A 19,809-nucleotide genomic window follows, 5' to 3' on the forward strand; every position below is an offset into this window, starting at 1 on the left:
TGGTGCCGTGTCGGCGCAGCACCACCCCCGCATCAGTGCCGGCGACTCCTCACGACACGGGCCGCGCCCGCTCCACCACCGCGGCCAGATCCAGACTGTGCGGCAACGTGCCGAAGGCCGAACCCCAGTCCCCGCCCAGCCGTGAGGCGCAGAACGCGTCGGCGACCTCGGGGGGCGCGTACTGGACGAGCAGCGACCCCTGGAGCACCGTCGCGATGCGCTCGACGAGTCGGCGGGCGCGCCCCTCGATGCCGTCCAGGTCGGCGAGCTCCGCCAGCAGGTTCTTGATGGCCCCGTCGAGCCGGTGGTCGGCGCCCCGGGCCCGCCCCACCTCCCGCAGAAACGCGTCGAGCGCACCCGGCTCCCGCTGCAGCGCGCGCAGCACGTCCAGTGCCTGCACATTGCCCGCGCCCTCCCAGATGGAGTTGAGCGGCGACTCGCGCAGCAGCCGGGGCATGCCGGACTCCTCGACGTACCCGTTGCCGCCCAGGCACTCCAGCGCCTCCACCGCCACCGGCGTACACCGCTTGGTCACCCAGTACTTGGCGGCCGGCACCGCGAGCCGCAGGAACGCCCGCTCCTGCTCGCTGCCGTCGTCGTACGCTGCGGCCAGCCGCAGCGCGAGCGTCGTCGCCGCCTCCGACTCCAGTGCCAGGTCCGCCAATACGTTCCTCATCAGCGGTTTGTCGATGAGCTTGCCGCCGAACGCCTCGCGGTACGTGCAGTGGTGGACGGCCTGCGCGACGGCCTGCCTCATCAGTGAGGCGGAGCCGAGCACACAGTCCAGCCGGGTCGCCGCGACCATCTCGATGATGGTGCGCACCCCGCGCCCCTCGTCCCCGACCCGGCGCGCCCAGGTCCCGTCGAACTCGACCTCGCTCGACGCGTTCGACTTGTTGCCGAGCTTGTCCTTGAGCCGCTGGATGCGGAATACGTTCCGGGTGCCGTCCTCCAGGACGCGCGGAACGAGGAAGCAGGTGAGCCCGCCGGGAGCCTGCGCGAGCACCAGGAAACCGTCCGACATCGGCGCCGAGCAGAACCACTTGTGGCCGGTCAGCAGGTAGGTCCCGTCCTCGGCGAGCGGTCGCGCCTCCGTCGTATTGGCGCGTACGTCGCTGCCGCCCTGCTTCTCCGTCATCCCCATCCCGAAGATGACCCCGGCCTTCTGGGAGGCGGGACGCAGGTCCTGGTCGTAGATCATGGAGGTCAGCCGCGGCTCCCACTCGGCGGCCAGCGCCGGGTCGGTGCGCAGCGCGGGCACCGCAGCGTGGGTCATCGACAGCGGGCAGCCGTTGCCCGCCTCGACCTGCGTCCAGATCACGAAGGCGGCGGCGCGCCTGAGGTGTCCGCCGGGGCGCGACCAGGCCGCTGTCAGCCCCGCCGAGACGCCCTTGCCGAGGAGCCGGTGCCAGGACGGATGGAACTCGACCTCGTCGATGCGGTTGCCGTAGCGGTCGTGGGTGCGCAGCTTCGGCGGGTACTCGTTGGCCAGTACCCCCCACTCCTGCACCTGCGCGGAACCGGACGTGCGTCCGAGGGCCGACAGTTCCTCGCGCGCCTCGTCGAGGAGCTCTGGATCGAGATGCCGGTCGACCGCCTCCACGAGGGCCCGGTCGGCGGCGAATACGTCATATCCGACCAGGGCCGGAGCCTGGTTGGTCACGGTGTGGGTGCTGGCTGCCATACGGATACGGTAAGGAGGTGCACCAGGCAAAAGAAACACCTGAACGGCCTCCCTCGGGCCGCTTCCACCGCGCTCGCGCGCTGTACCGGAACGTATCGAAGCGCAGGACCGCCTGGCTGCTGCTCAAGGACACCGTCAACTCGTGCATGGAGTACCGGATCCTGGGTCTGGCGGCCGAGGCCGCCTTCTTCACGCTTCTGTCCGTGCCGCCATTGCTGCTGAGCCTCATCGGCCTGCTCGGATACGTCGACGACTGGACCGGCGCCGACACGATCGCCAGCCTCGAGTCCAACCTCCTCGACGCCTCCCGCACGGTCCTCACCGAGAAGGGCGTGCACCAGATCGCCGAGCCGATCCTGCACGACGTGATGAAGGGCGGCCGCCCCGACATCATCTCCCTCGGCTTTCTGTTCGCCCTGTGGTCGGGCTCCCGCGCGGTGAACGTCTTCATCGACACGATCACCGTCATGTACGGCCTCGACGGCACCCGCGGGATCGTGAAGACCCGCGTGATGTCGTTCCTGCTCTTCATCGTGGCGCTGCTGATCGGCTCGGTCGCGCTGCCGCTGATGGTGGCGGGCCCGGACGCGGTGGTGAACTTCGTGCCGTGGTCGACGACCGTCGTGCAGATCCTCTACTGGCCCGTCGTCATCGTGCTGTCGGTCGCCTTCCTCACGACGCTCTACCACGTGTCCGTGCCGGTGCGCTCTCCCTGGGTCGAGGATGTGCCGGGCGCCCTGGTGGCCCTCGCCATGTGGGTGCTCGGCAGCTTCCTGCTCCGTATCTACCTGACCAACACCGTCGAGGGCCCCACGATCTACGGCTCGCTCGCCGCGCCCGTCGCCGTCCTGCTCTGGATCGGCGTGTCCGCGTTCGCGGTCCTGGTCGGCGCCGCCGTCAACGCCGCCATCGACCGCGTCTGGCCGGCCGCCGCCACCTCCGCCGCCCGCGCGGCGAACGAGCGCCTGCGGCAGGAGCAGGCGGCCGAGTACGTCGCCCGCGCGGCCGCCGCCCACTCCTACGACGCCGACATCGACCCCGACGACCCGGACATGCCCTCCGAGTTCCCGGAGCGCTGGTCGCGCTTCCTGCCCCCGGAGGACGTGACGTCCCGGCTGCGCACGCATGCGAAGAGCACGCATCACCATCCGCACCGGAACGGGGACGAACCCCCTCCGGGGGAGTGACACCCCCGTCACGTCTTCCACACTCCCCGCCGCCACGGCCCCTGGCGCGAGATCCGGGCTGTGCTCTCCCGAGGGCACCCCGGGCCCCAGGCTCTCGCCGACCCCGTCGTGGGCCGGGTGCTGCGGCTCGTGCAGGACGATCCGGCCCACCCCTGGACGGTGGCGACTCTCGCCGCCAAGGCCGGGGTCTCGCGGGCCGCCCTGGCCCGGCGCTTCAGTGAACTCGTGGGCGAGCCCCCGATGACCTACCTGACCGGCTGGCGCCTGGCCCTGGCCGCCGACCGCCTGCGCGAAACGGACGACACCCTCGACTCGATCGCCCGGCATGTCGGCTATGGCAGCGCGTTCGCGCTCTCCAGCGCGTTCAAGCGGGTGTACGGGGTCAGCCCACAGGAGCACCGGACGCGGGCGGCGTAGCCTGACGTACGTGTACGAGGAGCGTGCATCCAGGCTCGCGGGCGCGGTGGTGTGGTCCCGTTCGATCACCGGTCCGTCGGTGGCGGCCGTTCTGCCCGACGGCTGCATGGATCTGCTGTGGACCGAGGGGCGGCTGCTGGTCGCCGGTCCTGACACCCGCGCATACGTTCCCGACGGTGTGCCCGGTGGCTGGGCGGGCGTGCGCTTCTACCCCGGTACGGCGCCTGCGTGGCTGGGCGCACCCGCGGATGAACTCCGCGACCGGCGCGTCGAGTTGGCCGACCTGTGGCCCGCCGCGCGGGTGCGGCGCCTCACGGAGAAGGTCGATGGGGCCGCCGACCCGGTGAGCGCCCTCGAAGAGGTGGCCCTGGAGCGTGCGGCGGACGCGGACCCGCCGGATCCGCTGCTGCGGGGCGTGGTCGCGGCCCTCGACGCGGGCCGCCCGGTACGCATGGCCCTACTACGGCGAGCTGCTCGGCGCGCGCTTCGACCGGCACCCGGAGTATCAGCCGGGGAAGGCCGTCGTCGAGGACCGGGGGCATCCGGCGACCCGACACCTGCCGCCCGTCTGGGAGTTCACGGACGAGTGGTACGACTTCGGGGCCAGCCCCCGCGGCTCGGTGCGCGTGCTCGCCTCCGCCGACGAATCCTCGTACGAGGGGGGCGGCATGGGCGACGACCATCCGCTCGTGTGGTGCCGCGAGCAGGGCACGGGCCGGGTCTTCTACACCGCACTCGGGCATGCTCCCGAGGCGTACGAGGATCCGGACTTCCGCGCGCACCTGCTCGGCGGTATTACCTGGGTGACCAAGAGGTAGTCGGTGCCGGGCCCGTGCTCGACCGCTCGACCAAGCGGGTCGACAGCTCGGTACGCGTGCTCTCCGGCTGCTCGCCCGCCATCATGCGGACGAGCGGGCGCAGGGCCGCAGAAGCTGTAGTAAACGCTTGCTGGGACGGTAGGGCGATCGATCCGCCGCAGCAAGGGGTCGAAATTTGTTACGCCGGGTTGTCCGCACGGTTATCGCCGAATGCGCCTCGACCGCGCTCGCCTTGCAGGAATCTGCGCAGGTCAGGGTCGTGTCGACAAGTCTCGACCGGGGTCCGGTGAGTGCCTCGTGCGACCTTGGTAGGTCCTGAAAACACTTTGGAAAACGCTTACGAAACGATGCCGCCCGGTGCCCGTTTTGCCGCGTGCGCCTTATGAACGCCGGGCCGGGGGCTGAACGGAGTTCCGTACGACGACATGGGTCCCCAGCACCAGGTGGTCGCCGTCGCTGCCCTTGCGGCGGCCGGTGCCGGCCTCGCGCCGGTCGGCCACGGCGCGCAGCGCGACGCGGCCCATCTCCTCGTACGGGACGTGCACGGTCGTCAGTTGGGGGGTGAGTTGGGAGGCCAGCGGGATGTCGTCGTAGCCGACGATCGAGACGTCCTCGGGCACCCTGAGCCCGGCCGCGCGCAGGGCCTGCATCGCGCCCGCGGCGACCACGTCGGTGCCCGCGAGCACCGCCGTGAAGTCCAGCCCCTGCCGCAGGCTTTCCTCCACCGCCTCGTACCCGTGCTCGTAGTCGTACGGGCCGTGGCGCACCATGCCCGGGTCGAACGGCACGCCGTACGCCTCGAAGGCCCGCCGGGCGCCCGTCAACCGGCCCTGCGCGGTGGTGAGTTCGGCATGGCCCGGCAGTACCAGGACGTGCCGGTGGCCGGCGGACAGGAGGTGGCTGGCCATCGCGTAGGCACCGCCCTCGTTGTCGTAGTCGACCGTCGTCGCCGGTACGGCGCCCTCCAGCGGCGGCCTGCCGACCAGCACGAGGTGCGAGCCGGCCGCGTCGAGGGAGCGGGCGGACCGTGCCATCCGCAGCTGGTACTCGTCGTAGTCGTACGCGCCGCCCAGCAGGACCACGGCGGCGACGCCCTGCCGGCGCATGAGGTTCACCAGCGCGAGTTCCCGCTCCGGGTCGTCGCCGGTAGTGCCGACCAGTGAGAGCCAGCCGCGCAGCGTGGCGGCGCCCTCGACCCCCTTGGCCACGTGGGCGAAGGCGGCACCGGTGATGTTGTTGATGAGGATGGCCACCGTGGGCGTGCCGCCACCCGCCAAGGAACGGGCGTGGGCATTGGTGACGTAGTCCAGGTCCCGTACGACCTTCATCACCCGGCGGCGCAGTTCTTCCGACACCGGGTAGTTGCCGGACAGGACGCGCGACACGCTCGCCACGGAGACGCCGGCGCGTTCGGCCACATCGCGGATGGTCGCCCGTCCGACGTCTGCCGGCGCCTTGTGCTGGCTCACCGTAGCGGCTCCTTCACCGTAGTGGCCCGATCACCGGACGCGCCGGGGTCCCGCCCCCCGACGGTGCTGAAACCGTATCCCATCGTTACTCCAGGTAGGACAGCTCGTGGACGGCCGGAATCAGGCGACCCGGACGAGATCCGTGTGCCGCACCTCGTGCTCCGGCGGCAGTCCCGCGACCAGGCGTTCCAGTTCGTCGACGACGATGCGGCCGAGCCGCTCCAGTTCGTTGCCGAGCGAGCCCGCGATGTGCGGGGTGAGGAAGACGTTGGGCAGGGAGTACAGCGGGGACGCCGCGGGCAGCGGCTCGGGTTCGGTGACGTCCAGGACGGCGTTCAACCGGCCCGAGACCAGCTCGTCGGTGAGCGCGGCCGGGTCGATCAGGGCGCCGCGGGAGGTGTTGATCAGCACACCGCCGTCCCTGATGAGGGCGAGCCGCTCGCGGTCGAGCATGCGGTGGGTCTCGGGGATGTCCGGGGCGTGCAGGCTGACGATGTCACTGCCGCTGAGCAGGTCCTCCAGCGACAGGAGTTCGGCGCCCAGCGCGGCGGCCTCGGCGGTGTCCACGTAGGGGTCGTACAGGGAGACGGCGAAGTCGTGCGGCCGCAGCAGTTCCAGCAGTCGGCGGCCCACGCGCGAGGCGCCGATGATCCCGATCCGGCGGCCGAGGTTGCCCGTGGCCGCGGTCTCGGCGGGGGACGGGTAGGCGTGCGCGTCCCTGAAGCGCTCGCGGTGCGCGAAGGTGTCCTTCCCGGCCAGCAGGATCATGGCGAGCGTGTACTCCGCCACCGGCAGCGCGTTGCCGGTGACCGCGCTGGAGACGGTGACGCCGCGGTCCCACAGGGTCTCGCCGATCAGTGAGCGGACGGAGCCGGCGGCATGCAGGACGGCGCGCAGCCGAGGTGCCGCCGCCAGGGCCTCCGCGTCGAGGCGGGGGCATCCCCAGCCGGTGATCAGCACCTCGGCGCGGGACAGCGCAGAGGCGGCGGCGGGCGCGGTGAAGTCCTGGACGACGAGCGCGGTGTCGATCTCGGCCGTCTGCTGGAGCCGGGTCATGAGGGGTGGAGGGAAGAGCAGGGGGAGGTGCACCGCATCCATGGCGAACACGGCCCTCGGCAGCTGTGCGCTGGGCATGTCTCTCCTGAGATGCTGGAAACATTTTCTGAAAGCGTCTTCTACCGTAGATCTGCAGAGGAGCCAGGGTCAATCGGCGTGAGGGGGTGCGGGGCCGGGAACCTTTCGGTGCGTTCTGGTCCCAAAAGCCCACGTCACAGCGGTGAGCCCGGCAGGCGCGGAGTCATGCCAGGAACGAGAGCGGTCGATCGGCGGCCGTCGGTGCCACGGGAAGCTGTCCTCTCGTCGTAACAGCCTGCGCCCTGGGACCGCCGGTGGCCTCACCGCCGCCCTCTGCGTCGGCACGTCCGCCGCCGCCGTGACCGGCGGCACCGCGGACGCCGCACCGGCGACCTTCACCCACCCCGGACTACTGCACGCCTACGGCGAGCTCAACCGCGCCAAGGTACGGGTCGCCGCGGGCGACGACCCCTGGCTCTCCGGCTGGAACCGGCTGACCGCCAACAGCCATTCGGCCGGCACCTGGACCCCCAACCCGAAGGCCACGATCATCCGCGGCGGCACCGGCGAGAACTACGGCATCCTGTACAACGACATCCACGCCGCGTACCAGAACGCGCTCCGCTGGAAGATCGCGGGCACGACGGCCAACGGCGACACCGCCGTCGAGATCCTCAACGCCTGGTCGTCCACGCTGACCACGGTCACCGGCAACGCGGACCGCTTTCTGGCCGCCGGGATCTATGGCTACCAGTTCGCGAACGCCGCCGAACTCATGCGCGGCCACAGCGGGTTCGACCTCGACCGGTTCAGGACGATGATGCTCGATGTCTTCCACCCGTTGAACAACCAGTTCCTGACCGGCCACAACGACGCCTGCATCACGAACTACTGGGCCAACTGGGATCTGTGCAACATGAACTCGATCCTGGCCATCGGCATCCTGTGCGACGACGGAGCCAAGTACGACCAGGCGGTCGACTACTTCAAGAACGGCGGGCAACGCCTCCCTCACGCACGCCATCCCCTTCGTCTACGAGAGCGAGGGACTCGCCCAGTATCAGGAGTCCGGACGGGACCAGGGCCACACCATCATGGGCATGGGCCAGCTGGGCGCCTTCGGCGAGATGGCCTGGTCCCAGGGCGACGACCTGTACGGCTACGACAACAACCGCTTCTTGAAGGCCGCCCAGTACGTCGCCAAGTACAACCTCGGCCAGGACGTTCCCTACACGACGTACACCTGGGGCACGGGCCAGAACTGCGCCCAGCAGTCGCAGACCGTGATCTCCCCCGCGAGCCGCGGCCAGGTCAGGCCGGTCTGGGACATCCTGCACTACCACTACGCCCGCCGCCGCGGGCTGTCGGTGCCGTACATCACCGCCATGGCCGAGAGCGTCCGCCCCGAAGGCGGCGGCGGTGACTACGGCCCGAACAGCGGAGGCTTCGACCAGCTCGGCTTCGGCACGTTGATGTACGCCAAATAGGGCCGTTCACGCCCGCACGAAGCATGTCCACTGGAATGACGTCCGAAGGAATACCCGGAAGTGATGTGATGCTCTGATGTGAACGGTTCGCGAGTCGGCGAGGAGCTGGTGGTCGGATGGCGGTGCGCGCGGAGGACTCGGAGTCGCAGACGAAGGATCCGGTGGTCGCCACCCCCTACGGAGCGGTGCGTGGCCGGTACGAGAACGGGATCGCCGTCTTCCGCGGCATCCCCTACGCCGCACCGCCGTTCGGCCCCCGCCGCTTCCGGCCCCCGGAGTCGCCCGACCCCTGGGAGGGTGTGCGTGACGCGGGCGCCTTCGGACCGACGCCGCCCAAGCCGCCGTACTCCGAGGCGTTCGCCCGGCTCCTCGCCGACCCCGTCGTGCCCGGCGACGACTGCCTCAACCTCAATGTGTGGACACCGGAGCCGGGACCGGGCGCCCGGCTCCCCGTCATGGTGTGGATCCACGGCGGGGCCCTGACCCGTGGCTCCTCGGCCGTGCCCGTCTACAACGGACGCTCCTTCGCCCGCGACGGCGTCGTGCTCGTGTCCATCAACTATCGCCTGGGCGTGGAGGGTTACGGCCTCTTCCCCGACACGCCCGCCAACCCCGGCCTGCGCGACCAGCTCGCCGCGCTGGAGTGGGTGCGCGATGCGATCGCGCGGTTCGGCGGTGACCCCGACAGGGTCACCGTCTTCGGCGAGTCGGCCGGCGCCATCAGTATCGGCTCCCTGCTGGCCAGCCCGCGCGCCGCGGGGCTGTTCCATCGTGCCGTCCTGCAGAGCGGACCGCCCGAGGCGAGCGACCGCGACAAGGTGCGCCGGATGGTGCGCAGGATGGCCACCCGGATGAAGATCCCGGCGACCGCAGAGGCGTTCGCCGCCGTGGACCGCGACCTGCTTCTGCGCACCCAGGCCGACGTCGGGAAACTCAGCAGCCCGGTGCTCGGCGGCCCCGCCTTCGGCATCGTCGTCGACGGCGACCTGGTTCCGCGCGAGCCGCTGGAGGCCCTCGTCGAGGGCGCCGCGCCGGACGTCGACCTCCTCCTGGGCTGGACCAGCGAGGAGTACCGGCTGTGGCTGGTGCCCGGCGGCCTCCTGGAGCGCGTCGACCGGCTCGGCCCCGTCGCCCTGGCCGGCGCGATGGCCCGCTGCCACTGTGGCCACGAGGTGCCCCGCGGCTACCGCGCCATCCATCCGGACCTGGGCACGGCGGACCTCGTGGGCCAGATGGTCACCGATCACCTTCTCCGGGTGCCGCTGCACCGCCTCGCGGACGCGCCGACCCGCCAATCCCCTTCATACGTCTACGAGTTCGCCTGGCCGTCGAACGTGCCGGACCTCGGCGCCTGTCACGCCCTGGAGCTGGGCTTCGTCTTCGACACCGCCGATGTGCCGGAGTCGGCGAAACTCGCGGGTCCGGGCGCCCCGCAGGAGCTCGCCGACGCGATGCACTCGGCGTGGGTGCGGTTCGCGGTGGACGGTGATCCCGGGTGGGCCGCCTGGGACGCCTCGCACCCGGTCCGTGTCTTCGGCGGAACCGGCGGAACCGGCATCGGCGAACCGCGCACCGTACACGGACCGCGTGATCGTGAACTCGCCCTGTGGGACGCGGAGTCGACCGGATCGGTCGGCTCTCCGGAATCCAGACCCGCATCGCGCCCTGCCGCCGATTCGCCCGCGCGAAACAGGGCATCGCTGTCAGCCGTACGGCGCTTCCGTCGCTCCGGCGGCGCTCGTCGGCCGTGACGACGGTGCCTCCGTCCAGCAGCTCTGTGGGCTGGTGGCGACGGTGGTTTTTTCGCCCCTCCGCCCCTGCCCGTCCCGTACCTGGGGGCTGCCGCCCCCAGACCCCCGCTTCGGCCTGAACGGCCTCGTCCTCAAACGCCCGACGGGCCAGGGGCAGCCCCTCCGGCCTTCGAGGAGCGGGGCCTGGGGCGGAGGGGGCGAAAAACCCTATGCCGGCGCCAGCGTCTCCCTGATCCCCGCGATCGCCCCCGGTCCCACCCGGCAGCACCCCCCGATCAACCGGGCCCCACCCCGCCGCCACCCGGCAACCTGCTCCGCGGTGAACGTGGACCGCCCGGCCCACGCACGAGCCTCCGCGTCCCACACCTCACCACTGTTCGGGTACACGACGACCGGCTTCCCCGTCACCCGCGCCGCGATGGCGACGGCCGCGTCCACATCCCTGGGCGCGCAGCAGTTCACTCCGACCGCGATCACCTCGTCCGCGTCGGCGGCCAGGGCGAAGGCCTCTTCCAGGGGCTGCCCGGCCCGCGTACGGTCGCCGTCGACGCTGTACGACAGCCACGCCGGGACGCCCAGCCCGCGCACCCCGCGCAGCAGCGCCCGCGCCTCGTCGGCGTCCGGCACGGTCTCCAGGGCGAGCACATCGGGCGCGGCTGCGGCCAGGACTTCCAGGCGGGGGCGGTGGAACCGCTCCAGGTCGTCGACGCTCAGCCCGTACCGGCCCCGGTACTCCGAGCCGTCCGCGAGCATCGCGCCGTAGGGTCCGACCGACGCGGCGACCCACAGCGGCCGCGTGACGTTCTCGGCGGCGGCCCGTCGCGCGGCCTCCCGGGCCAACTCCACACTCAGTCCGAGCAGTTCGGCCGCCCGCTGGTGGCTGATCCCGCGCTTGGCGAAGCCTTCGAACGTCGCCTGGTAGCTGGACGTGATCGCCACGTCCGCGCCCGCCTCGAAGTAGGCGAGATGCGCCTCGACGATCGCCTCGGGCCGCTCCGCGAGCAGCCGCGCCGACCACAGCTCGTCGCTCAGGTCGTGTCCGGCCGATTCGAGCTGGTTGGACATGCCGCCGTCTAGGACGACGGGTCCGGCGGAGAGGGCTTCGGCGAGGGTGCGGGGGGTGTTGCTGCTCATGACATGACGCTAGTCGATGCGGGGAGCGGTGCCCGATTGTGTCCACCTGATGAACGTTCTGCCCACGATGTGGGATGCGAGGTTACGATCACGCTCCTCCCCACCCCAGTAACGCGGAAGTGTCATGACTGCCACCGGCACCACAGAGGTCGCTGAACCCGAAGGGGTCCCTGGGCCCGAAGAGGGCGCAGAGCCCCAAGAAGTCGCTCGACCCGAGCAGGCCGCGCCGTCTCCCCGCCGCCGGGGCTTCGGCCTCACCGTCGCCACGGCGCTCGTCATGGGCGACATCATCGGCGGCGGCCGGTCTGCGTGTGGCTGCGCGGACGCCGGGAGCGGGAGCCGAGGCGTAGGGCCTGTCCGGCGGATCATGTCGGAGACGCGGGTCCTCACCTGCGCTGATGAGGTGCCGCAGGTCCCCTCCGACCTGATCCGCCGGACAGGCCCTGGCCTTGGGCGATGCTGCGTGTCGCGTTCGACGAGGACGCCGAGCTCTACGACCGCGCCCGCACCGCTCCCGCCCGCCCTGGTCGAGGCGCGCACCCCGCGCGGCTGATCACTGCGCGGCGCGCGCCCTGACCGTCACCTGGAGGCGGCGTGCCGTCGTCCGCCGCGGCGTCGCGCGCGCCCCCGCCGGGCCGACGGCACGACCAGCGCGCCCAGCGCCACGAGAAGACCACCGGCAGCTTCGCCCACCTCCCCGAGGGCGCCATCCTCAAGCTTTCCGACACCACATATCGCATCAGCTACCACGGGGGCGACGGCAACGACGTGGTCCTCAAGGCGACTTCGAAGCACCGCGCGGCGAGCCCGTCCGCCTCCACCGCAGTACCGCACCCTTCTCGATGGTGGTCGATCCGTCGTAGTACTGCTTCGCCGCGAAGGTCACGTCGTTGCCGCGCGTCCCCTTGATCACGACGTCCCCCGCGCCGGGCGCGGCCAGTGTGTCGTGATACCTGCCACCGCCGATGGGGGCGCCCAGCGTAACCGGGCCGTTGTACGCGAACGTCAGCAGCGAGCGCCGTCCGCTCGCCTCGTGCAGGTTGATGTAGACGGTGTCCTTGGTGCCCGGCATGAAGATCTTGTGGGTCGTGCCGTCGCCCCATTGGACGTTCGCGCCCTCGATGTTGGTGCCGCGCTTGTTCACGTCATGGGGAACTCTGCGCCAGTTGATGTCCGGGTCGCTCAGCGAGGGGTGGGTGTCGCCGCCCCGGTCGCTGTAGCTGTACTGGCCGGTGAGCACCACCTTGCTGCCGGGGCGTGTATGGACGTTGACGTCGCTGCCGTACTCGCGCTGATAGAAGTTCTGGCGCAGGGTGATCGTCCGATACAGCGGAGTGTCGATGATCCAGGAGCCCTGATTGAGGATGGCGCGGGCGTTCGGGAGAGCCACCGGGTACTCGGGGCGGCCGACCGCCATGCCCGTGCCGTTGTCGATCACACCTGAGAAGGGGTGGGTTCCGGCCAGGTCGAGCGTGCCCCACATGTTGCGGGGCTGGGTGACCAGGCCCGATCCGCTGATCGTGCCGATGTTGAAGGTACGGGTGAGCGAGAGGCGCAGGGTGCCGTCGACGCGGACGTTCAGCTGGTTCAGCTGATAGCCGGGTGTGCTGTACGGGAAATGACCGATCAGGCCCGTCCCACCGCCCGTCCCGTACTGCAGGGTCGCGCCGTGTGCCACCGTCACCGCGGGCGGATCGGGGTTGGCGACCGTCGTGTACGGGTGGTTGCCGCCCTGCGTCTTCACCGTCTGCCGTTGCCGCGCCTCGGGGAGCGTGAAGTCGCTGTCCTTGGTCAGGATCAGCGTCCCGCTGCCCCGCACGGTGAGCGTGCCCTCGCCACGGAACACTCCGTCGTACGTCGTCGTTCCCGCCGGCACGGTCACCACCGCGTCGCCGGTGAGCGTCACGTCCCGGCCCGCGAGCACATCGGCCGTGACGTCCCGGCCTCCGGCCGCCGCCGCCGCGGTGGGAGCACTGCACATGAGGGCGACCGCCGCGAGGACCCCGGCGACGGCCGCTGACTTCTGATGGCTATGACTGCGCACACCACCGGAGACGGCTCCGACGCACGCCGATAGCAAAAACTTGCCTACGGCACGACGGTCCCGCGGGCGCCGGGTGCCGTACAGCCGTCGCAGCCGTGGGCATGCGTGCGGCGTTGTCACCCGCCCCGGCTGACAACTCCCGTTGCGTCCGACCCGTTGACCTCGCCGTAGTACGCGCTTACCTTTTCGGCGGTCGCAGCGTTCGTAATGACAAATACGGTTCGATATACCGGACGGACGGTCACCGTATGAGCCGCAGTGAACGACACCAGGAACATCACGACGAACATCACGACGAACATCACGACGAACATCACGACGAACATCACGACGAACATCACGACGGACACCACGACGAACAGCGCCGCGTGCACCTCATCCGCCCACTCATCCGCGCCGTCGCGAGGAGAGCCCCCGGGGTGAGACGCCTCCACGCGATACTCGTCGCCCTGTGTCTCGCCGCGGCCGGAGCTCTCGCTACCGCCGGACCCGCCCAGGCCGCACCGCAGACCATCACCAACGGCACCCAGTTCACGGACACTTCGGGCGCCGCCGTGCACGCGCACGGCGGCGGAGTCATCAAGGTCGGCAGCTATTACTACTGGTTCGGCGAGCATCGCAACGCCGACAACACCTTCCAGTACGTGGACGCCTATCGCTCCACCGACCTGAAGAACTGGGCGTTCCGCAACCACGTGCTGAGCCAGTCCAGTTCGTCCGAGCTGGTGAGCGCCAACATCGAGCGGCCGAAGGTCATGTACAACGCGTCCACCGGCAAGTTCGTGATGTGGATGCACAAGGAGAACGGCACCGACTACAGCGAGGCGCGCGCCGCCGTAGCGGTCTCGAACACGGTCGACGGCGCCTACACCTACCAGGGCAGCTTCCAGCCGCTCGGCCAGTACATGTCCCGCGACATCACGGTCTTCGTCGACACGGACGGCACGGGTTACATGGCGTCGGCCGCGCGTGAGAACTACGACCTGCAGATCTACAAGCTCACGGCCGACTACACCGGCATCGACAGCCTGGTCGCCAACCCCTGGGTCGGCGGGCATCGCGAGGCCCCGGCCCTCTTCAAGCGGGGCGGCGTCTACTTCATGCTGACGTCGGGCGCCACGGGCTGGAACCCCAACCAGCAGCAGTACGCCACCGCGACGAACATCACGGGTCCCTGGACGGCCATGACGAACGTCGGCGACTCGACGGCGTACGGCTCACAGACCGCGTACGTCCTTCCCGTGCAGGGGAGTGCGGGTACGTCGTACCTGTACATGGGCGACCGCTGGGGCAACTCCTTCGGCGGCACCGTCAACGACTCCCGTTACGTATGGCTGCCGTTGACCTTCCCGACGACGACCACGATGTCCATGTCCTGGTATCCGGAAATCACGGTCGACACGGCCGCCGGGACGATTGCCGGGACGAGCGCCACGTACGAGACGCTGACGGCCCATCACTCCGGCAAGTGCGCCGACGTGCCCAGCCAGTCACTGCTCGCGGGGGTCGCGCTCAGCCAGTACACCTGCAACGGCGGCAACAACCAGAAGTTCTGGTTCAAGTCCGTCGGCAGCAGTTACTACCAGCTGGTGGGCCGGGGCAGCTCCCTGTGCGTGCAGGAGAACGCCACCAACGTCACCCAGGAGAACTGCAACGGCTCGGCGACCACCCAACAGTGGTCGGTCACCACCTCGGGCAGCTACGTCCTCCTGAAGTCCCGGGCCAGTGGCGAATGCCTGGACGTCTCCGGGGCTTCCACCGCCAACTCCGCCGCACTGATCACGTACACCTGCAACGGAGGCACCAACCAGCAGTGGACGAGGGGCACGTGAGCGTTCGGCGCAGCGCGCCCACCACTCGCACGCTGGGAAAGACGCTACCCGGCACCACTGACATCGGTGCCGGGCAGCGGTGTTCAGGCCAGCAGGTCGATCGCGTCGATCGACGTACCCGCGCTGAGATAACTCGTCGTCCCCGAGCCGCTCACCACATCGATCTTCAGTACGTTGTACTGGCCGACGTCCGTGAGCCACGCACTGGCCGGAACGCTGTACGTGAACGTGTAGTTGTTGCCCCGGTACGAACCGACCGTCAGTGACCGGGTGCTCGGCTGCGTGGGCGGTGAGGGGATCGACGACACCCAGCTGTTGACGGTGACCTGCGGCCGGCCGTTCGCGTACGCCGTCGTCACCCCGATGCGGAGGGTGCGCGCGGCGGCGGCCTGGGCGGCGGTCAGCTTGAAGTACACCAGCAGCCCGCTGTTGACGTCCTTCCAGATGTACGCGGGGAAGGAGGGGGTCTCGCTGCCACTCCCGATCACCACGTTCCCCGTCCAGGAGGAGGCCCGTACGTCCGACGGATGCGCGTACGTCATCAGCGCCGCGTTCTTGAAGCCGCTCGGTGTGCCGGTCCAGTCGCCGATCCGCCAGACGGCGCTCGCGTTGCCCGGGTCGTTCGAGGACGGGATCGCGATCGTGTTGAGGGTCGTCGTGGTACCCGGCGTCACCGTCACCGAGGTCGTGTGGACGGCCAACTCGTCCTTGAAGACGGTGAGCGTGTACGTCCCCGGCCGCACCCCCGGGATCGAGAAGTAGCCGTCGGAGGAGCGCGCCGAACCCCAGTACTGCGCGGCCGAGTTGGCGAGCCCCACGGTGTACGGGTACGCCGTGTTCCGCCCGGTGATGCCGACGCCCGCGACCCGGCCCCGGCCGCCGGCCGCGACGTACCCGGAGATGCCGAGCGAGTCCGCCCACGAGGTGGTCAGGGTGCCCGGGAAGAGGGAGGAGGAGGGCGCGCCGCCGTCCGTGAAGGCGATGACGTACGGGCCCTGGAGGCCGAAACGCTGGGCCTCGGTCTGGTTCTCGCCGTAGTAGAGGATCTCGTACAGACCGCCGCCGTCGGCGCTCTGATGGCGCAGCAGGGAGCGGTAGAACGGGCCGCCGGAGGCCTTCTCGTGGTTGCTGCGCACGATCCACAGGCCGACGCTGCCGGTGTTCCAGCCGATGTGGTCGTAGTCGATGACGCGGAGCTTCGAGTAGTGCTTGGAGCGCGTCTGGCCGCCGGACTTGGCGAACACGTCCGATGCCTCGACGGTGGTGGGCGCGTACGTGTAGGAGTCGGGTTCGTCGTTGAGGAACAGACCGGCCTTGACGCGCACGATGTAGCGGGTCGCCGACACCGACGTGTCCGCCTTGTTGGTCCACAGGTAGACGTTGTTCTCGCCGCTGCGGGCCGCGTAGTAGTGCCTGAGCGTGCCGTACGCGACGGAGATCAGGATCGTCGAGCCGGACTGCGTGATCGTCACGGTGGAGGTACCGAGCCCCGACTCGACGTGCGAGTTCTTGCCGCCGTAGCCCTGGTACTCCGTGCCCCGATAGACGAGCGAGGTCAGGTCGCCGTTGGTCTTGCTGACCTTGAAGACCAGGTTGGCGCCGGTGTCGACGACGTAGTTCGAGCCGTCGTCGCGCCAGCCGAAGCTCGCCGCGGACGCCGACTCGGCGAGCGGTCCGGCGGGGGCCGCGGAACCGGCGGCGGCCGCGCTGCCGAGCACGAAGGTACGGCGTCGGACCGGTCTGTTCAGAGATCCGGACATGAGGGTGCCTCCTTCGGAGGTGTGGGGTGCGGGTGTTGGCAGAGTGGCAGTTGAATCGACATCGCGAAAGGGCTTTCGCTTGCTGGGGGTTGGTGGCCATGTGAAATCGAGCCGCACTCTAGAAAGCGCTTGCCGATGAGCGGTACGGTCCAGCGACCAGGTCTTGTCGTCCTGTGGGAGGAGCCGCAATGAGACGCTTCACCGTCACCGCCGCCGTGTCGGTCATGGCCACCGTCACCGCCCTGTCGGCCACGCCGGCGCACGCGCACGGCGGGCCGCGCGCCCTGGGCCTGGAGAACTGCACGGCGAACGCCTGCCACTTCGACGTCGCGCCCGGCACGTACGACGTCCGTGTCGTCCTCGGCGGGGACGCCGCGGCCAGTACCGCCATCAGCGGCGAGTCCCGCCGCTCCCTGCTCCCCGAGACCGCCACCGAGGCCGGCCGGACCGTGGCCCGCAGCTTCACCGTGAACGTCCGTACCCCCGAGGGCGAGCCGACAGGCCCCGAGGGCACCCGGGGCCTGGACCTCGTCATCGGCGGTTCCGCCCCCGCGCTCGCCGACATCCGGGTGACCCCGGCCACGCACACCCGCCAGATCTTCCTGGTCGGCGACTCGACGGTGTGCGACCAGCCCGGCGCCCCGTACTCGGGCTGGGGCCAGCAGCTGCCCGAGTACCTCCGCAAGGGCCTCTCGGCCGCCAACTACGCCGACTCCGGCGAGAGTACGGTCACCTATCTCGCCACCCCGGCGCTCTTCCCGACCGTTCAGCCGCTGATCGGCAAGCACGACCTGGTGCTCATCCAGCTGGCCCACAACGACAAGACGACCGACGAGGCGACCTACCGTGCCAACCTCGAAACGCTCGTCGCCGGCGTCCGCGCCCGGGGCGGCGAACCGGTCCTCGTCACTCCGATCGTGCGCCGCTGGTTCAACGCGGACGGCACCCTGAACAACAACACCGCGCTGCTGGTGAACGGCCTGGGCGTCGACCACCCCGCCGTCATCCGCTCGGTCGCCGCCGCCGAGAACGTCCCGTTGATCGACCTCACGGCCCGGACCAAGGCCCTCGTCGAATCCCTGGGCGTCGAGGGTTCCAAGGCGATCTACCTCTACAACGAGAAGCGGGACAACACCCACACCTCGGTGCACGGCGCGACGGTGTACGCGGGTCTGGTCCGGGACGAACTCGTCGCCCAACACCTGGTGCCGGACGGCCTGGTGAGGGTGGGATGAACTCCTGGGGCGTCCCGACCGGAACCGGGGCGCCCCAGGTACTGGCACCTCCGCATCTCCCGACCGAGACAGGACCTGACCGATGCCACCCGAGGACCGCACCCTCAGCCCGTACACCGGATACACCCGCGCCCACTGGGAGGCGGTCGCCGACTCCCTGCTCGCCGCCGTCGCGCCGTACGCGATCGAGGACGGCGCGCTGTACCACCTCCCGGGTACGCACACGAGCTGGTCCGGCAGGCTCTCCGACGGCCTGGAGGGCTACGCGCGCACGCTCCTGCTCGCCGCCTTCCGCCGCGACGAGAAGGTCCTGGAGCGGTACGCGGACGGCCTCGCCGCCGGCACGGCGGGCGTCTGGCCTCGCGTGGAGCACCGCAGCCAGCCACTCGTCGAGGCCGCGTCGATCGCCCTCGCGCTGCGGGTGACGCGGCCGCTGCTGTGGGACCGACTCGACGACGGCGTACGGCAGCGGGCCGCGGCCTGGCTCGGCGACGCGCTGACGGCCGAAGCCTGGCCCTGCAACTGGGAGTTGTTCCCCGTGACGGTCGGCGGCTTCCTCCAGGAGATCGGCCACGAGCCCGAGGCCTCGCGCGCCGCGATCGACCGTGGCCTGGAGCGCATCGAGCAGTGGTACGTCGGCGACGGCTGGTACACCGACGGTGACGGCCGCAAGTTCGACTACTACAACGGCTGGGCGATGCACCTGTATCCGGTGCTGCACGCGTGGCTGGCGGACGACGCCGACCTGCTGGAGCTGTACGGGGGACGACTGGAAGCCCATCTCGCCGACTACGCCCGCCTGTTCGGTGGCGACGGCGCGCCGATGCTCCAGGGCCGCTCCCTGACCTACCGCTTCGCGACCACGGCACCGCTGTGGCTCGGCGCCCTCACAGGCCGTACACCCCTCTCGCCGGGCGAGACCCGACGCCTGTCCTCCGGCGCCCTGCGCTACTTCCTCGACCGGGGCGCGGTGAACGACCGCGGCCTGCTCACCCTCGGCTGGCACGGCCCCGACGAGGCGCTCCTGCAGGACTATTCGGGCCCGGCCTCCCCCTACTGGGCGAGCAAGGCCTTCCTCGGGCTGCTCCTGCCGGCCGACCACGAGGCATGGACGGCGCGCGAGGAGCCGGGCCCGACGGACCGCGCCGACGCCGTCACCCCCGTCGGCCCGCCCAACTGGCTTCTCCAGTCGACCGGTTCCGACGGCCTGGTCCGCCTCCACAACCACGGCAGCGAGGACGTCCGCTACGACCCGTACTACACGCGGCTCGCGTACTCGACGACGACGGAGCCTTCACCGTCGTACGACAACAGCGTGATCGTCGGCGACGACGCGAGCCGTACGGACATCGAGCCGCTGGGGGTGGGCGAAGGCTGGGCGGCGTCCCGCCACACGGTCGCCGAGGGCATCCGGGTCACCAGCCTCGTCGTCGCCCGGGGCGCGGTGGAGGTGCGCGCCCATCTGGTGACGGGGGCGGCCGCCGGCACTCCGGTGCGCGTCACGGGATGGCCGACCGGAGACGGAGTCCGATCCGACCTGCTGTCAGTGCACGGCCTGTTGGACTCATCCGGCGTCACCGAAGAGGAAGCCACGCTCTTCGTGACCCTCGCCCGCCTCACGGCCGACCCGGATCCTCTGCCCCTCACGGAGCTGGTGTCCGTGAAGGTCGAGGGGGCCTACGAGGTCGGCGTGAGCTGGGCCTCGGGTGAGTCGGCGCGCTTTCGCTTCAGTACTTCAGACGCGCGATCCTCAGAGTCGTCGTGGTCGGTGACGCCCCTGTGAGCACGCCCGTGCAGGACGGTGTGACAGGAGCATAGGCCCAGGTCAGGGAGCCATCGGGGAGGGCGGCGACATCACCCGTGATGCGGGCCTGGACGACCTTGTCCGTGCTCTGGAGCTCGCCGTTCCAGTCGATG

At 70.3% G+C, this 19,809-nt stretch carries 11 protein-coding genes and 6 pseudogenes; 9 read left to right on the forward strand and 8 right to left on the reverse strand.

Features of this window, described 5'->3' with window-relative positions:
* Positions 1-49: 49 nt before the first annotated feature.
* Positions 50-1,684: an acyl-CoA dehydrogenase family protein gene (locus OG390_RS39715; RefSeq protein ID WP_406174699.1), complete on the reverse strand. Its 1,635-nt coding sequence runs from the start codon at positions 1,682-1,684 to the stop codon at positions 50-52.
* Between the two features lie 17 nt (positions 1,685-1,701).
* Here OG390_RS39715 and OG390_RS39720 point away from each other — a divergent pair, with 17 nt between their 5' ends.
* The 4 genes and pseudogenes from OG390_RS39720 to OG390_RS39735 all read left to right on the forward strand — a co-directional run.
* Complete coding sequence (locus OG390_RS39720; RefSeq protein WP_399087781.1) at positions 1,702-2,871, forward strand: YihY/virulence factor BrkB family protein; 1,170 nt, start codon at positions 1,702-1,704, stop codon at positions 2,869-2,871.
* A gap of 87 nt (positions 2,872-2,958) precedes the next feature.
* Positions 2,959-3,288, forward strand: a pseudogene (locus OG390_RS39725) (helix-turn-helix transcriptional regulator); the annotation flags it as partial.
* A 10-nt stretch (positions 3,289-3,298) separates the two neighbouring features.
* Positions 3,299-3,736, forward strand: a pseudogene (locus OG390_RS39730) (DUF6597 domain-containing transcriptional factor); the annotation flags it as partial.
* Positions 3,735-4,106, forward strand: a pseudogene (locus OG390_RS39735) (ThuA domain-containing protein); the annotation flags it as partial. The pseudogenes OG390_RS39730 and OG390_RS39735, both read left to right, overlap by 2 nt.
* On the opposite strand, the pseudogene OG390_RS39740 reads toward OG390_RS39735, so the two are convergent.
* From OG390_RS39740 to OG390_RS39750, 3 genes and pseudogenes are all read right to left on the reverse strand, one after another.
* Positions 4,084-4,221: pseudogene (locus OG390_RS39740) on the reverse strand (LacI family transcriptional regulator); the annotation flags it as partial. The pseudogenes OG390_RS39735 and OG390_RS39740 sit on opposite strands and share 23 nt — an antisense overlap.
* Before the next feature lie 265 nt (positions 4,222-4,486).
* On the reverse strand, positions 4,487-5,575 hold the full coding sequence (locus OG390_RS39745) for a LacI family DNA-binding transcriptional regulator (protein WP_406174702.1): 1,089 nt from the start codon (positions 5,573-5,575) through the stop codon (positions 4,487-4,489).
* A 120-nt stretch (positions 5,576-5,695) separates the two neighbouring features.
* Positions 5,696-6,709 (reverse strand): hydroxyacid dehydrogenase, encoded by a 1,014-nt coding sequence (locus tag OG390_RS39750; protein WP_406174703.1) that lies wholly within the window; start codon positions 6,707-6,709, stop codon positions 5,696-5,698.
* A 214-nt stretch (positions 6,710-6,923) separates the two neighbouring features.
* On the opposite strand from OG390_RS39750, the pseudogene OG390_RS39755 reads away from it, so the two are divergent.
* Positions 6,924-8,136: pseudogene (locus OG390_RS39755) on the forward strand (alginate lyase family protein).
* Between the two features lie 116 nt (positions 8,137-8,252).
* Positions 8,253-9,887, forward strand: coding sequence for a carboxylesterase/lipase family protein (locus tag OG390_RS39760; RefSeq protein WP_406174705.1), 1,635 nt, complete (start codon positions 8,253-8,255; stop codon positions 9,885-9,887).
* A 207-nt stretch (positions 9,888-10,094) separates the two neighbouring features.
* On the opposite strand, the gene mmuM is transcribed toward OG390_RS39760, so the two are convergent.
* From mmuM to OG390_RS39775, 3 genes and pseudogenes are all read right to left on the reverse strand, one after another.
* Positions 10,095-11,021 (reverse strand): homocysteine S-methyltransferase, encoded by a 927-nt coding sequence (gene mmuM / locus OG390_RS39765; protein WP_406174706.1) that lies wholly within the window; start codon positions 11,019-11,021, stop codon positions 10,095-10,097.
* Between the two features lie 793 nt (positions 11,022-11,814).
* A pseudogene (locus tag OG390_RS39770) lies at positions 11,815-13,065 on the reverse strand (autotransporter); the annotation flags it as partial.
* 116 nt (positions 13,066-13,181) lie between these two features.
* Positions 13,182-13,499: a hypothetical protein gene (locus tag OG390_RS39775; RefSeq protein WP_406174708.1), complete on the reverse strand. Its 318-nt coding sequence runs from the start codon at positions 13,497-13,499 to the stop codon at positions 13,182-13,184.
* On the opposite strand from OG390_RS39775, the gene OG390_RS39780 reads away from it, so the two are divergent.
* The gene (locus OG390_RS39780; protein ID WP_406174710.1) at positions 13,485-14,897 is read left to right on the forward strand and encodes an RICIN domain-containing protein; all 1,413 of its coding nucleotides are present in this window, start codon (positions 13,485-13,487) and stop codon (positions 14,895-14,897) included. The genes OG390_RS39775 and OG390_RS39780 overlap by 15 nt on opposite strands.
* A gap of 83 nt (positions 14,898-14,980) precedes the next feature.
* Here the strand turns inward: OG390_RS39780 and OG390_RS39785 are convergent, their stop codons facing one another.
* Positions 14,981-16,657 carry a rhamnogalacturonan lyase B N-terminal domain-containing protein gene (locus tag OG390_RS39785; RefSeq protein ID WP_406174712.1) on the reverse strand — a complete coding sequence of 559 codons (1,677 nt, stop codon included), beginning with the start codon at positions 16,655-16,657 and terminating at the stop codon, positions 14,981-14,983.
* 188 nt (positions 16,658-16,845) lie between these two features.
* Between OG390_RS39785 and OG390_RS39790 the strand changes: the two genes are divergently transcribed.
* Together OG390_RS39790 and OG390_RS39795 are read left to right on the forward strand one after the other, a co-directional pair.
* Positions 16,846-17,892 carry a rhamnogalacturonan acetylesterase gene (locus OG390_RS39790; RefSeq protein WP_406174714.1) on the forward strand — a complete coding sequence of 349 codons (1,047 nt, stop codon included), beginning with the start codon at positions 16,846-16,848 and terminating at the stop codon, positions 17,890-17,892.
* A gap of 82 nt (positions 17,893-17,974) precedes the next feature.
* On the forward strand, positions 17,975-19,675 hold the full coding sequence (locus tag OG390_RS39795) for a DUF2264 domain-containing protein (protein WP_406174716.1): 1,701 nt from the start codon (positions 17,975-17,977) through the stop codon (positions 19,673-19,675).
* The last annotated feature ends 134 nt before the right edge of the window (positions 19,676-19,809 follow it).

This window comes from Streptomyces sp. NBC_00996, assembly GCF_045162675.1.
Classification (GTDB): Bacteria; Actinomycetota; Actinomycetes; order Streptomycetales; family Streptomycetaceae; genus Streptomyces.

Coding starts and splice junctions, on each gene's coding strand:
- OG390_RS39785 (WP_406174712.1), bottom strand. CDS start 16,657: ATGTCCGGATCTCTGAACAGACCGGTCCGACGCCGTACCTTCGTGCTC.
- OG390_RS39715 (WP_406174699.1), bottom strand. CDS start 1,684: ATGGCAGCCAGCACCCACACCGTGACCAACCAGGCTCCGGCCCTGGTC.
- OG390_RS39750 (WP_406174703.1), bottom strand. CDS start 6,709: ATGCCCAGCGCACAGCTGCCGAGGGCCGTGTTCGCCATGGATGCGGTG.
- OG390_RS39795 (WP_406174716.1), top strand. CDS start 17,975: ATGCCACCCGAGGACCGCACCCTCAGCCCGTACACCGGATACACCCGC.
- OG390_RS39760 (WP_406174705.1), top strand. CDS start 8,253: ATGGCGGTGCGCGCGGAGGACTCGGAGTCGCAGACGAAGGATCCGGTG.
- OG390_RS39790 (WP_406174714.1), top strand. CDS start 16,846: ATGAGACGCTTCACCGTCACCGCCGCCGTGTCGGTCATGGCCACCGTC.
- mmuM (WP_406174706.1), bottom strand. CDS start 11,021: ATGAGCAGCAACACCCCCCGCACCCTCGCCGAAGCCCTCTCCGCCGGA.